At 68.2% G+C, this 13,199-nt stretch carries 9 protein-coding genes; 7 read left to right on the forward strand and 2 right to left on the reverse strand.

Annotated features, from left to right (window positions below; all coding sequences use genetic code 11):
* The coding region (locus ACGLHR_RS27345) for a cellulose synthase subunit BcsC-related outer membrane protein (RefSeq protein ID WP_400097351.1) at positions 1-1,351 on the forward strand (1,351 nt) is incomplete at its 5' end.
* Positions 1,352-1,417: 66 nt separating this feature from the next.
* On the forward strand, positions 1,418-1,750 hold the full coding sequence (locus ACGLHR_RS27350) for a hypothetical protein (RefSeq protein ID WP_318236199.1): 333 nt from the start codon (positions 1,418-1,420) through the stop codon (positions 1,748-1,750).
* Positions 1,751-1,760: 10 nt separating this feature from the next.
* On the opposite strand, the gene ACGLHR_RS27355 is transcribed toward ACGLHR_RS27350, so the two are convergent.
* The gene (locus ACGLHR_RS27355) at positions 1,761-3,713 is read right to left on the reverse strand and encodes a diguanylate cyclase domain-containing protein (protein WP_400097353.1); all 1,953 of its coding nucleotides are present in this window, start codon (positions 3,711-3,713) and stop codon (positions 1,761-1,763) included.
* Positions 3,714-4,000: 287 nt separating this feature from the next.
* Between ACGLHR_RS27355 and ACGLHR_RS27360 the strand changes: the two genes are divergently transcribed.
* From ACGLHR_RS27360 to ACGLHR_RS27375, 4 genes are all read left to right on the forward strand, one after another.
* The gene (locus tag ACGLHR_RS27360) at positions 4,001-7,228 is read left to right on the forward strand and encodes an EAL domain-containing protein (protein ID WP_400097356.1); all 3,228 of its coding nucleotides are present in this window, start codon (positions 4,001-4,003) and stop codon (positions 7,226-7,228) included.
* A gap of 115 nt (positions 7,229-7,343) precedes the next feature.
* Positions 7,344-8,444: a putative 2-aminoethylphosphonate ABC transporter ATP-binding protein gene (locus ACGLHR_RS27365; RefSeq protein ID WP_400097358.1), complete on the forward strand. Its 1,101-nt coding sequence runs from the start codon at positions 7,344-7,346 to the stop codon at positions 8,442-8,444.
* Entirely contained in the window at positions 8,441-10,186 is a 1,746-nt protein-coding gene (locus ACGLHR_RS27370) for a putative 2-aminoethylphosphonate ABC transporter permease subunit (protein WP_400097360.1), read from the forward strand. Before ACGLHR_RS27365 ends, ACGLHR_RS27370 begins: the two co-directional genes overlap by 4 nt.
* An 81-nt stretch (positions 10,187-10,267) precedes the next feature.
* Positions 10,268-11,287 carry a putative 2-aminoethylphosphonate ABC transporter substrate-binding protein gene (locus tag ACGLHR_RS27375; protein ID WP_400097362.1) on the forward strand — a complete coding sequence of 340 codons (1,020 nt, stop codon included), beginning with the start codon at positions 10,268-10,270 and terminating at the stop codon, positions 11,285-11,287.
* Between the two features lie 291 nt (positions 11,288-11,578).
* Here the strand turns inward: ACGLHR_RS27375 and ACGLHR_RS27380 are convergent, their stop codons facing one another.
* Positions 11,579-11,896 carry a PadR family transcriptional regulator gene (locus ACGLHR_RS27380; protein ID WP_400097363.1) on the reverse strand — a complete coding sequence of 106 codons (318 nt, stop codon included), beginning with the start codon at positions 11,894-11,896 and terminating at the stop codon, positions 11,579-11,581.
* Between the two features lie 351 nt (positions 11,897-12,247).
* Here ACGLHR_RS27380 and ACGLHR_RS27385 point away from each other — a divergent pair, with 351 nt between their 5' ends.
* Positions 12,248-13,174: a DMT family transporter gene (locus ACGLHR_RS27385; protein ID WP_318236192.1), complete on the forward strand. Its 927-nt coding sequence runs from the start codon at positions 12,248-12,250 to the stop codon at positions 13,172-13,174.
* Positions 13,175-13,199 lie beyond the last annotated feature (25 nt).

Consider the following 13,199-nt stretch of genomic DNA (forward strand, 5'->3'; position numbering starts at 1 on the left):
GGTGTCCATGGCCGCGCCCGCCACGCCGGCGCGCGAGCCGATCGGCGCGCAGTCGCGCGCGCCCTGGCTGGCCGAAGCCGATTCGCAGGCCAACCCGACCGGGCCCAAGACCGCGCAGCAAGAACTCAACGAGATCGAATCCCAGCGCACCAGCACGCTCGCCGGTGGCCCCGTGCTACGCGGGCGCAATGGCGACTCCGGCATGAGCCAGCTCACCGAGATGCAGGTGGTGGCCGAGGCCAAGATGGCCGTCGGCAACGGCAAGCTGGTGGCGCGCGTGACCCCGGTCGCGCTCGACGCCGGCTCGGTCGGCAGCGACTACAACAGCGCCTCGCGCTTTGGCGGCGGCCCGCTGGCTTTCCCGGTGGGCGGCGCGCCCGTCAACCTGGCCAACACGCCACTGAAATCCACTTCCGCGGGCCCGCAGAACGCCTTTGGCGTGGCGGTTGGCGTGGCCTATGAATCGGACCGTTTCAAGGCCGACCTGGGCAGCACGCCGCTGGGCTTCCGCTACGCCGACGTCAACACCGGCGCGCGCCTCAACTTGCCGCTCACGCAACGCACCACGCTGTCGCTCGGCGCATCGCGCCGCCCCGTCACGGATAGCTTGCTGTCGTACGCGGGCGTGCGGGATGAGCGCACCGGCCTGCAATGGGGTGGCGTGATGAACACCAGCGCACGCGCCGACCTGGGCTGGGACGATGGCTTCTTCGGCATCTACGGCTACGGTGGCTACGGCTTGCTGACCGGGCACGACGTGAAGCGCAACACCCGCTGGGAAGGTGGCGGCGGCTTCTACCTGCGCCTGATCGACAACGCCGAGCAACGCCTGATGAGCGGCGTCAACTTCACCTCGATGGGGTACGCGGATAACCTGCGCTACTTCACCTTCGGCCAGGGCGGCTATTTCAGCCCGCAGACCTATTTCGCCGTGACCGTGCCGCTCTCGCTGGCAGGGCGCAGCGGCCGGCTGGCCTACAATGTGCGCGGCGCGCTCGGCATGCAGGCCTTCCGCGAGGATGCATCGGACTATTTCCCGACCGATGGGGCGGCCCAGGCCGCCGCCAATGCGACGGTCGCCACGGCCAACGGCAAGGGCCTTACCAACTCCACCTCCGCAGTCTATCCCGGCCAGTCCAAGACCGGCCTGGCCTACAATCTGGTTGGCTCGGTGGAGTACCAGGCAGCCCAGCAGCTGTTTGTCGGTGGCCTGCTCGGCATCGACAACGCGCGCGACTATCGCCAGTGGTATGCCGGCGTCTATGTGCGCTATGCGTTGCAACGCCAGACCGGGCTGATCGCGTTCCCGCCGGTGGCGCCGCAGTCCGCTGTAGGCCCGGCGCCGTTCTGAGGGGCGCGCAACGGATGAATCAATCAAGTGAAGCGCAGCCAGGCGGCTGCGCAAAGGAAGGCCATCATGGGTGAAGCAAAACAACGGGGCAGCCAGGCAGAGCGTGCCGACCAGGCCCGCGCGCGGCTCGAAGGCATGCGGCCCGCGCAACTGGTGTGCGGCGCATGCAAGACGGCGTTCAGTACCTTCGATGCCATCGACGCGCCCAACCTGCGCGGCATCGATGCCGTGTTTGGCGGGCAGTGCCCGAACTGCGGCAACGATGTGCTGGTGTTCAAGGGCGAGCCCAACGCCGTGGCGGATGCCATGGTGGCATGGGAGCGGATGATGGGCGCGGATACCAAGCTGGGCTACCAGTCGCGCGACGGCAAGCACGTGCCGTTCGAAGAAGGCAAGTAAGCCAGCTAAGTCAGCTGTCCAGCAGTTCCGGCGGCCCCATCTCGAAGCGGCCCCGGCCCGCCGCCTTGGCGCGGTAGAGCAGGGTATCGGCCTGGCGCATCAGTTCCTGGTCCGGCATGGGCGCGCCCTTGTAGAGCGCCACGCCAATGCTCACATCCACATCGGCAAACACGCCGTCGATGAAAAAGCGCCGGCTCACCGAATGCATGATGGCCTGCGCAATGCGCTGCGCATTGGCCGCGCCGCCGATATCCTCCAGCACCACCGCGAACTCGTCGCCGCCCAGGCGCGCCACCGTGTCGCGCTCGCGCACGCAGCGCTGCAGGCGTCGCCCGAAGGCTTGGAGCAGCAGGTCGCCGGTGATGTGGCCGTGGAAGTCGTTGACCGCCTTGAAGCGATCCATGTCCAGGTAGAGCAGCGCCATGAGCCGGCCTTCTTCGCGGCTGCGCCCCATGGCGGCCTGCAGCAGCGCCTCGAACGCGCTGCGGTTGAGCAGCTGGGTCAGGTGGTCGAGCCGGGAGATGCGCGATAGCCGCAGGGTCTCCAGCTTGCGCTGGGTCACGTCCTGCACATGTACATGCACGCCCACCACGTGGCTGCCGTCCGCGCTCCACTCGGGGCGCAGATTGATTTCCAGGCAGTGGTACTCGGGTTCGGTCTCCTCGATCTCGAACGTCGCCGCGGTGCCTGCCAGCGCCTTTATCAGGAATGGCCGGGCGCGCGCGTAGCGGATCTCGCCAATCACCTCGCGCACGGTCATGCCGCGCAGCGCCTTCACGGGGATGCCATAGGTCCGCTCGTAGGCGAGGTTGTTGAAGACATAGCGCTCGTCGGGGCCAACAAAGGCCAGCAGCGCGGGCAGTGTATCGGTGACTGCGCGCAGCTGGCGCTCGCTCAGGTCAAGCTGCTCGCGCCGCTCGCGCACGTCATGCATCAACTGCACGAAGGCACGGGCCAGGTCGCCGATCTCGTCATGCTGCTGTGCCGGCAGTTTTTCGTAGGCAGAGAGGTCGTGCGCGCTGTCGCTTACCACCTGGTGCAGGCGCGTGAGTGGCGCCAGCAGGTAGCGCAGCGTCAGCCAGATCAGCAGGGCCACCACCGCCAGCGACAACAGCGCCAGCGTGAGGAAGCGCCTTTGCATGGCGTGCAGCGGCGCAAAGGCTTCCTGCGCGGGCAGCACCGCTACCAGCTCCCAGCCAGTGCTCTCCATCAGGTAGCGCGAGATCAGCGGCCTGGCGGGCGAGAGAAATTCGATACGGCCGCTGCGCTCGTCGACGCCGCAGGCGTCTCCCAGCGCGCGGGCCGGTTGCGTGGCCTTGGCCGGATCGGGGTGGCGCACATAGACCGGCTTCCGCCCTCCCGATACCAGGCAATAGAAGCCGGTGGTGCCGAGCCGGTTGTGGGTGATCTCCACCAGGAAGTTGGCGCTCGACAGGTCGAGCCAGCCGCCCAGCAGGCCGAGGAATTCGCCTTGCTGCGAGACGATGGGCACCGCCATCAGCACGCCGGTCGCGCCATTGAAGCGAGCGCGGATAGGCGGGGTGATCACGGGCTCAAGGGTACGCGCGGCTTCGCGGAAGTAGTCACGGTCAGCGATGTTTATCGGCACGCCATCCTGTGCCAGGACGCGGCCCTGGGCATCGGCCACCATGAACGCATTGAAGGTGCCGGGCACGGGAATCCGCCGCTCCAGCAGGCGGTGCAGCTCGGCGCCGGGGCGGGAGAGCTCGCCGGCCAGTTGCGGCGCCACGTGGGACAGCAGGGTGATGCGGTCCTCCATGGCGGTGTCGAGCTGGTCCGCGGCGAGCTTGACGATGGAATCCTGCTGGTCTTGCAGCGCGGCGCGCAGGTCGTCGTGTGCGTAATAGAGCGATGCCAGCACGATGCCGGTACCAAGCACGGCGGCAAGCGCCGTGGTAATCAGCGCGAGACGCGCCTTCAGGGAAAGCGAAACTTGGGGCATGCGAGCCGGCGGTGTCGTGGGACGGCGCGCGCCTTCTGGACGGCCGGCCCGCATGGTTGCCGGGAGTCGGGCTTCGGCAGGCTTGCGGGCCCGCCAACCCTACCACAAGCGCTAGCCCCGCGCGAGTCCGGCAGGGGCGCGCGCGCGCCGCGCCCGCCAGCGTGTGGCGCCGCACGTTACGGCGGCACGCCGGGGGTGGGCGAGCCTTTGCCGCCACGGTATAGTGGGCCGTCGCCCGGCGGCGGCAGGGCGAGGCCACCGAGGGCTCCCATCCGCACCCCCAATTCATGAAACTGCCCTCAATTTCGCCAGTCCTGCTGTCCCTGCTGGTCGCCGCGGCCGGCGCTCTGGCGACTGGCGGCGCCTGGCGTAGCATGCATGCACTCGAGCGCGAGGTGGCGCGCGACGATTTCGAGGCGGTGTTCTCGCCGGTCTTCTCCGGCTTGCAACGGCGCCTGCAGGACAACGAGCAACTGCTGCGCGGCACCACCGGGCTGTTCGCCGCCGATCCCGCCCTCACCCGCGAGCAGTGGCGCAACTACCTGTACACCACCCAGCTGGATGACCTGCCGCCCGGCACCCATTCGATCGGCTATGCGCGCCTGACCCCGCCAAGGGAGCTCGACTGGCTGGTCGAGACGATACGCCGCCAGGGCCAGCCCGGCTTCGAGGTGTACCCGCTGGGCCCGCGTGACGTGTATGCGCCCGTGGTATATGTCGAGCCCTTTGCCGGGCGCATCACGCGGGCGCTTGGCTTTGACATCATGTCCGATCCCGTGCGCCGTGCTGCCGCCGAGGCTGCACGCGATAGCGGCGAGGCGCGCCTGAGCGGCGGCGTGGAACTCACGCGCGAGAACGAGACGCAGGCGCCGCAGCGTGGCGCGGTGCTGTACCTGCCGGTGTACGGCAGCGGCCTGCCCCTGAACACCCCCACCCAGCGGCAGCAGGCCGTGACCGGCTATGTCTACACGTCCCTGCGCCTGGGAGACCTGCTGCGCGGGGTCAGCCTGCCAGCGGCTGGCACCTTGTCGCTGCTGCTCTATGAAGGCCGCGACACCAGGCCCAGCGCGCTCCTGGCCGGTGACGCCGAGCCCGTGCCGGCTGGCGCGCCAGCCCCGGCGCCGCTGCTGCAGGCCGAACGCGAGCTGAACTTTGGCGGCCGGATCTGGACCTTGCGTGGCGCCACCACGCCGGCGTTCGATTCGGCGCATCGCCCGCGGCGCTCCATGCTGACTCTGGCGGGCGGCACGGTGGGCACGCTGTTGCTAGCCTGGATTGTGTTTGGGCTGGCGCGCCAGCGGCGTAGGGCGTGGCAACTCGCGGCGCGGGCGCGCCAGGGCCGGCAGGCGGATGGCGCCTTGCAGCGCGCGGGCCTGGCCAGCGCCAGCGATGCCTTCCTGGTGTGCGATGCCGGTGGCCGTGTCCAGATCGCCAGCGCGGCGGCCACTGCGCTGTTCGGCAAGGCGCCGGACCAGTTCGCCGGCACCGCCATCGCCACCTTGCTGCCCGATGCCGCCACGCTGGCCGCGACGGCGCTGGAGGGGCGGCTGGAGAGCCACGCCCGCAGGTCCGACGGCACGACCATTCCCGTGCGCGTGGCCGTGGCGCCGGTGCCCGCCGCCGGGCCCGGCCGGGTGCTGTGGGTGGTGACCGACCTGAGCGCCATCCGCCGTGCCGAGCTTGCCGCCGCCCAGACGGCCGAGCGCAGCGCGCGCGTGCTCGATCACACCGCGCTGTGCGTCATCACCTTTGACCGCAACGGCACGGTGACCGGCATCAACCGCGCCGGCCAGCGCATGCTGTGGTACCAGGCCAGCGAGGTGGCCGGTCGCATGCGCTATCTGGATTTCCTCGATCCCAAGGAGGTCGTGGCACGCGCTGCCGTGCTCACCAACGAGCTGGGCGAGCCGGTGGCCCCCGGCTTGGCCGCCGTGGTCGGCAAGGCCCGGCTCGGGCTGGCCGACGAACAGGAGTGGACCTATGTGCGCAAGGGCGGCTCGCGCCTGCCGGTGCAACTGACGCTGACCGCGCTGCCCGAGGCGCGCGTGTCCGGCGGCACGGGGGACGCGCCCGAGCCGGCCCTCGCTGGCGAGGCCGCCATCGGGGGCCTGGATGCCGGCGGCTATCTCGCCATCGCGCACGACCTGACGGAGCGCAAGCGGGCCGACGAATACATCCGGCACCTTGCGCATCACGACGCCCTCACAGGCCTGCCCAACCGCGCCGAGCTTCATGCACGCACGGAACTGGTGCTGCAGCGCGCGCTGCGCAAGGGCGAGCGCATTGCGCTGCTATTGCTCGATCTCGATCAGTTCAAGCGCATCAACGAATCGCTGGGCCACCACATCGGCGATGAGGTCCTGCGCATCGTGGCCGATCGTCTCAAGGCCGCGGTGCGCCACGCCGACCTGGTCGCCCGCATGGGCGGCGACGAGTTCGTGGTGGTGCTCGACCCCTTGAGCCAGGACAGCGAGGCCGAACTGGTCGCCGCCAAGATCCTGGCTCGCTTGTCGGAAGACCTGCAGCTGGGCAACCAGCGCCTGCGCGTGACGCCCTCGATCGGCATGGTGCTGTGCCCCGACGACGGCGATAACCTTGCCGACCTGCTCAAGAATGCCGATGCTGCCATGTACGCGGCCAAGCGCCGCGGCGGCGCGCAGCTCAGCCGCTTTTCCAGCGAGATGGCCGAGGCGTCGATGGCACGGTTCACCATCGAGGGGCTGCTGCGGCGCGCGCTGGCCACGCAAGCGTTCAAGCTGCGCTACCAGCCCATCGTCGATGCGGCCACGTTGCGCATTACCGGCGTGGAAGCGCTCATTCAATGGGAAACCCCCGAGCGCGGCGTGATCCCGCCGGCAGAGTTCATCCCGATTGCCGAGCAGAGCGGCCTGATCATGCCGCTGGGCGAGTGGATTCTGGCCACGGCCTGCCGCGAGATCCAGCAGTTGCGCAGCGAGCTTGGCGTGGAGCTGGATGTGGCGGTGAACATCTCGCCGCTGCAACTGCGCCAGGAAGGGTTTCCCGCCATGGTCACGCAGTGCCTGGCGGCCGCAGGCCTGCCGGCTTCGAGCCTCACCATCGAGGTGACGGAGGGCATCCTGATCGAGGGCGGCAGCAAGACCATCGACACCTTCGAGCGCGTGCGCGCGCTCGGCGTGGGATTGTCGATCGACGATTTCGGCACGGGTTATTCGGGCCTGGGCTACCTGACGCGGCTGCCGATCGACAAGCTGAAAATCGACAAATCCTTCGTCGACGACGTGGCGCACGAACAACATCACCAGGCCGTGGCGGCCGCCATCATCACCCTTGGCCACCAGCTGCACTTGCAGGTGGTGGCCGAAGGCGTGGAGTCGCCCGCGCAGTTTGCGTTCCTGCGCGAGCACGGCTGCGATGCCGTGCAGGGCTACCTGTTCTGCCAGGCGGTGCCGCTTGCCGGCCTGATGGAGATCTGCGCGGCAGGCGGGGAAGCGGCCATGCAGGCCTACGCGCAACGGGTGCCGGCAGCGCCCTGAGGCGCACCCCCAAAATCCGCCAATACCTGCATCGGGATTCTTTGCCCAACTGCCACACGGCTGGCATGCGCCGCTCCTATGCTGCCCGCTGTTATCAAAGCGCAGAGGGTTGTCCATGCAAGCAGGTGAGTCCGCGCCGGGCCGCGCGTTCCTGGCGGTCGAGCAGGTAGGCAAGCGTTTCGCGGGGGCGGGAGGGTTCCAGGCGCTGGACGGCGTTTCGCTGTCGGTGGCGCAGGGGGAACTGCTGTGCCTGCTGGGTCCTTCGGGTTGCGGCAAAACCACTTTGCTGCGCATCATCGCGGGGCTGGAGCGCGAGGACACAGGCCGTATCCACGCCGGCGGGCGCGAGCTGACCGGCTTGGCGCCGCAGGCGCGCGACTACGGCATCCTGTTCCAGTCCTATGCGCTGTTTCCCAATTTGTCGGTGGCCCAGAATGTGGCCTACGGGCTGCAGGGCCGAGGCATGGGACGCGCGCATCGCGAGGCCCGCGTCGAGGAAATGCTGTCGCTGGTAGGCCTGGCAGGCAGCGAGCGCAAGTTCCCCGGGCAGCTCTCGGGCGGCCAGCAGCAGCGCGTAGCACTGGCGCGCGCGCTGGCGCCGGCCCCATCGCTGCTGCTGCTCGACGAGCCGATGTCGGCACTCGACGCGCGGGTGCGCGAGCATCTGCGGCTGGAGTTGCGTCAGTTGCAGCGGCGCCTGAACGTCACCACCGTCATGGTCACGCATGACCAGGATGAAGCCATGGCGATGGCGGACCGCATCGCCGTGATGGAGGGCGGGCGCATCGCCCAGGTCGGCACGCCCGGCGAGATTTACGAGCGCCCGGCCTCGGCCTTCGTGGCCGAGTTTATCGGCCAGGCCAACTGGCTGGATGGCCGCCTCAGCGGGCGCGATACCTTCAGCGTGGGCGAGCTCGACCTGGCCGTATCCCCGGCCCGTGCCGGCGAGGTAGCCGATGGCGCAGCCCGGCTGTGCTGCCGCCCGGAAGCCATTCGCCTACACCCCTTGGAAGGCGAGCCCAACCGCCTGCTGGCGCGCATTGTCGACCAGACCTATCTGGGCAGCCGTTACCGCCTGATGCTGGAGGCCGACCGCCTGCCGGGCCAGACGCTGTTTGCCGATGTGCTGCGCGAGGAGCGCCACCTGCTGCCGGCGCCGGGCAGCCACAAGTTCTGGGTGTCGCTGCCCAGCCAGGCGCTGCAGGTGTTCGCATGACGCGCGCATTGCCCGCGGCCGCAGCGAAGGCCGATAGCGATGCCACCGTCAGTCGCGGGCGTGCCGCCGTCAGCGCGGCGGACCGCATCGCGCATGCCGCACCCGCCGCGATGAAGTGGCTCTGGCTTGCCGGGCTGGCCGTGGCGCTGGTGCTGCCGCTGCTGGGGCTGTTTGGCCAGGCTTGGTTCGACGAAGCCGGGCGTTGGGCCTTGCCCGCGCGCGCAGCCGAGCTTGTCGCCAATCGGAATTTCCTGCCGCTGCTGGGACGCAGCCTGGCCGTCTCGCTGACCGTGGCCGCGCTGGTGGTGCCGCTGGCCTTCGGGTTTGCCTACGCGTTGCAACGCTCCCGCATCGCGTTCAAGCCGCTCTGGCGGGGCATTGCGTTGCTGCCGCTGTTTGCCCCCTCGCTGCTGCCGGGCATCGCGCTGGTCTACCTGTTCGGCAACCAGGGCGTCTTCAAGGGCGCATTTGGCGCCGGCGGCATCTATGGCTTCTGGGGCATCGTGCTGGGCGAGGCCTTCTATACGTTTCCCCATGCGCTGATGGTGCTGATGGCCGCGCTCTCGCTGGCCGACGCGCGCCTGTACGAGGCCGCGCGCGCCATGGGCGCTTCCGCCTGGCGCACCTTCCTCACGGTGACGCTGCCGGGCGCGCGGCATGGCCTGTTTGGCGCGGCCTGCCTGGTGTTCACACTGGTGGTGACGGATTTCGGCGTGCCCAAGGTGGTGGGCGGCGGCTATCCGGTGCTAGCGCTGGAAGCCTACAAGGCCGTGGTGGGGCAACAGCAGTTCGCGCGCGGCGCGCTGATCGGCATGCTGCTGCTGTTGCCGGCGCTACTGACCTTCGGCGTGGATATCGCCATGCAGCGCCGGCAGCGCGCGCAGATGTCGAGCCGCGCCCAGGTCTATGTGCCGGGCCGCGACGTGCTGCGCGACGCTTGCTGCACGCTGGTGGTGATGGTGATCGGCGCCGCCTTGCTGACCATGCTGGCGGCGGCGGTGGGCGCTTCGCTGGTCAAGCTGTGGCCGTACAACCTGCAGCTCACGCTGGCGCATTATGACTTCGACAATATGGATGGCGGCGGCTGGCTGGCCTACCGCAACAGCCTGCGCCTGGCCGCGCTGACCGCGCTGGCCGGCACGCTGGCGATCTTCTTCGGCGCCTGGCTGACCGAGCGCACGCGCGGGCCGGCCTGGCTGCACGGCGTGCTGCGCGCCGGCTTTGTGTTGCCGATGGCGGTGCCCGGCCTGGTGCTCGGGCTGGGCTATGTGTTCTTCTTCAACGCGCCAATCAATCCGCTGCACGCGCTCTACGGCACCATGACGCTGCTGGTGATCTGCAACGTGGCCCACTTCTACACCACTGGCCATCTCACCGCCGCCGCCGCGCTGCGCCAGCTCGATGCCGAGTTCGAGGCCGCCGCGCTGTCGCTCGGCGTGGCGCCGCTGGTCACCTGCTGGCGGGTGACGGTGCCGATCTGCCTGCCCGCGCTGATCGATATCTTCCGCTACCTGTTCGTCTCGGCAATGACCACGGTATCCGCGGTGATCTTCCTCTACAGCCCCGATACCGTGCTGGCCGCGATCTCGGTGCTGAACATGGACGACGCCGGCGACACCGCGCCCGCCGCGGCCATGTCCACCCTGATCCTGCTGACCTCGGCACTGGCCTGCCTGCTGCTGATGGGCGCCGCGCGCGGCTGGCTGCGCCGCACGCAAGCCTGGCGCGCGCCGGCGCCTTGATTTGCCATCGCTCACAAGCCCCGGCGCCACGACACGCATTTCACGACCCGAATTTCACGACACGCCTTCCAAGGAGAAACCATGACTCACCTGTTCCGCACCGCCACCGCCGTGGCCGCCTTCGCGCTGCTTGCAGGCGCCGCCCATGCCAATACTGTGCTGACGGTTTACACCGCGCTGGAGGCCGACCAGATCGCCGCCTACAAGGCCGCGTTCGAGAAGGCCAACCCGGACATCGAGATCAAGTGGGTGCGCGACTCTACCGGCATCGTGACCGCCAAGCTGCTGGCCGAGAAGGCCGCGCCGCGCGCCGACGTAGTGTGGGGCCTGGCCGGTTCCAGCCTCGCCATCCTCGACAAGGAAGGCATGCTGCAGCCGTACGCGCCGAAGAACCTGGCGGCGGTGGACGCGCAATACCGCGGCGCCGCCAACCCGCCGGCATGGGTCGGCATGGACGTATGGGGCGCGGCAATCTGCTTCAACACCATCGAGGCGCAAAAGCAGGGCCTGCCCAAGCCCACGTCGTGGGCCGACCTGACCAAGCCGGTATACGCCGGCAAGATCGTCATGCCGCATCCGGCGTCGTCGGGCACCGGTTACCTGGACGTCAGCGCCTGGCTGCAGATGATGGGCGAGCAAAAGGGCTGGTCCTACATGGACGCCCTGCACAAGAACATCGGCCTGTATACGCACTCTGGCTCCAAGCCTTGCAAGATGGCGGCACAGGGTGAGTTCCCGATCGGCATTGCGTTCGAGTACCGCGCCATGAAGTCCAAGAAGGAAGGCGCGCCGATCGACATCGTGCTGCCGTCCGAAGGGCTGGGCTGGGACATCGAGGCTACCGCGATCATCAAGGGCACCAAGAACCTGGATGCGGCGCGCAAGCTGGCCGACTTCTCCGCATCGTCCGACGCCATGGCGCTGTACGAAAAGAATTTCGCGGTGCTGGCCATCCCGGGCATCGCCAAGCCGGACCCGCTGCTGCCGGCCGACTACGAGAAGCGCCTGATCAAGAACGACTTCACGTGGGCCAGCGCCAACCGCGACCGCATCCTCGCCGAGTGGAGCAAGCGCTACGAAGGCAAGGCCGAGAAGAAGTAAAACCCGGCGATCAGCGTCAGCCGGCAAGCCCGGGAAAGCGGTGCGCAATCAAGCGCGTGCTGCTTGTCCGGGCGCTTTCATTGACGCAAAGCATGGTGGTCCACGCAGAAACGGGTACGTTATTCGTCGCATGAGGAGTTGCGGCAAAACGACCCCGTTTGGGCGTTTTTGGCAGGCATTGTGCGGGGGAAATGTGAGGGGAGACGAGGGCGTGAATGCGGACGCAAACCGCCCCGATGCGAGCGCCAGGCGCTGCGCATAGGCGGCCGAGCCTGGCCGCCGTGCTGGCAATCAGTTGTGGGAAGCTTCCGAGGGATCGTTGCGCGAGTGCAGGCGGCGATACAGGTCGTCCACATGGCTGCGGCTGCTGCGCAACTCTTCCCGCCCACGTTCCGTGATCAGGTAGACGCGCCCGATGCCGTCACGCAGGACGCTTTCCATGTAGCCTTCCATCTGCAAGGCGCGCAGCAAGGGACGGACGGTGCCAATGTCCACCTGGAAGCCGTACTCCATCAGCATCTCGGCGAGCATGGCCACGGTGGCCGGCACCTCGACGGCGAATTGGAGGACGTAAATGCGGGCTAGCAAGCCAAGGAACTGTCGTTTCATGACGGTGCAAACGCGGCATCTCGCATTGTGGTTGACGTTGTTTTATAGTTGTGAACTCTGCGCCGCAAAAAAAGAAGCCGCCACGTGAGTGGCGGCTTGTCGGGAATGCGTCGGAGGGGTCAATTAACTCTGGCGCAGATCAGATTTTAAAATAACTAAACACGACTTGTCACGCAACTAGTGTAGCTGTCCCCTCTTTGGTAGGGTGCCTGCGTGGTGATTCTGCTTAAAGTGGATAATGATCCGCTCGTTTGCGGCTGTTTCAGACAGGGAGATGTCCGAAACCAGCTAGCGGCCCCAATGCCGTCGGGGTTTAATCCGGGCACCCCATCCTCGTCTTCCCTCCCCGCCATGAAACCCGCCGACCTGATTCGCCTGCTCAGCCTTGCCGCCATCTGGGGCGCCAGTTTCCTGTTCCTGCGGATCGGCGCACCCGTGCTGGGCCCCCTGACCGCCGCCTTCCTTCGTGTGTTGATCGGCGCGCTCACGCTGGCGGCCTGCCTGATGATGATGCGCATGCGCTTGGACATGCGCGGAAAGTGGCGCCAGGTCATGGCGCTGGGCGTGATCAACTCCGGTATCCCGTTTGCCATGTACTCGTTCGCGGCGCTGTGGCTGCCGGCCGGATACTCCGCGGTGTTCAATGCCATGACGCCGCTGATGGGCGTGCTGATTGGCGCGCTGTGCTTTAGCGAGCGCCTGACGCTGGCCAAGGCCGGCGGGGTTGTGCTCGGCGTTGCCGGCGTGGCGGTGCTGACCCGCACCGGCCCGGTAGCGTTCTCGCCCCAGGTGCTGCTCGGCGCCGCCGCCTGCCTGGTGGCGACTGCCTGCTATGGCTTGGCGGGCTTCCTGGCGCGGCGGTGGATCACTGCGCAGGGCGGCCTGGACAGCCGGCTGGTGGCAACGGGCAGCATGTTTGGCGCCACCCTGTTCCTGTTGCCGTTCAGCGCGGTAGCGCTGCTGCGCGAGAACACGCTGCCGGCCGCAGGGCCGGGCGTGTGGATGGCGATGCTGGGGGTGGGGATGGTCTGCACGGCCATTGCGTACATCCTGTACTACCGCCTGATCGCCGACCTGGGCCCGGTCCGCTCGCTGACCGTGACTTTCCTGATCCCGCCGTTTGGCATCGTCTGGGGCGCCATTTTCCTTGGCGAGCAATTGTCGTGGGCACACGCCGGCGGCGGGGCCCTGATCGGGATGGCGGTCTGGCTGGTGCTGCGCCCCGCCGCCCCGGCTGCGAGCGGGAATGCGGCGGTGCCGGGGCCGGGCCGGCCCTGAAGGCGGAAGGCTCTAGCTTGCCGCG

The organism is Cupriavidus sp. CuC1, from assembly GCF_044627735.1.
Taxonomy (GTDB): Bacteria; Pseudomonadota; Gammaproteobacteria; order Burkholderiales; family Burkholderiaceae; genus Cupriavidus; species Cupriavidus ulmosensis.

Excerpts from the sequence above, each read along its gene's own strand:
- ACGLHR_RS27360 (WP_400097356.1), top strand. The coding sequence starts at position 4,001 with ATGAAACTGCCCTCAATTTCGCCAGTCCTGCTGTCCCTGCTGGTCGCC.
- ACGLHR_RS27350 (WP_318236199.1), top strand. The coding sequence starts at position 1,418 with ATGGGTGAAGCAAAACAACGGGGCAGCCAGGCAGAGCGTGCCGACCAG.
- ACGLHR_RS27375 (WP_400097362.1), top strand. The coding sequence starts at position 10,268 with ATGACTCACCTGTTCCGCACCGCCACCGCCGTGGCCGCCTTCGCGCTG.
- ACGLHR_RS27370 (WP_400097360.1), top strand. The coding sequence starts at position 8,441 with ATGACGCGCGCATTGCCCGCGGCCGCAGCGAAGGCCGATAGCGATGCC.
- ACGLHR_RS27355 (WP_400097353.1), bottom strand. The coding sequence starts at position 3,713 with ATGCCCCAAGTTTCGCTTTCCCTGAAGGCGCGTCTCGCGCTGATTACC.
- ACGLHR_RS27385 (WP_318236192.1), top strand. The coding sequence starts at position 12,248 with ATGAAACCCGCCGACCTGATTCGCCTGCTCAGCCTTGCCGCCATCTGG.
- ACGLHR_RS27365 (WP_400097358.1), top strand. The coding sequence starts at position 7,344 with ATGCAAGCAGGTGAGTCCGCGCCGGGCCGCGCGTTCCTGGCGGTCGAG.
- ACGLHR_RS27380 (WP_400097363.1), bottom strand. The coding sequence starts at position 11,896 with ATGAAACGACAGTTCCTTGGCTTGCTAGCCCGCATTTACGTCCTCCAA.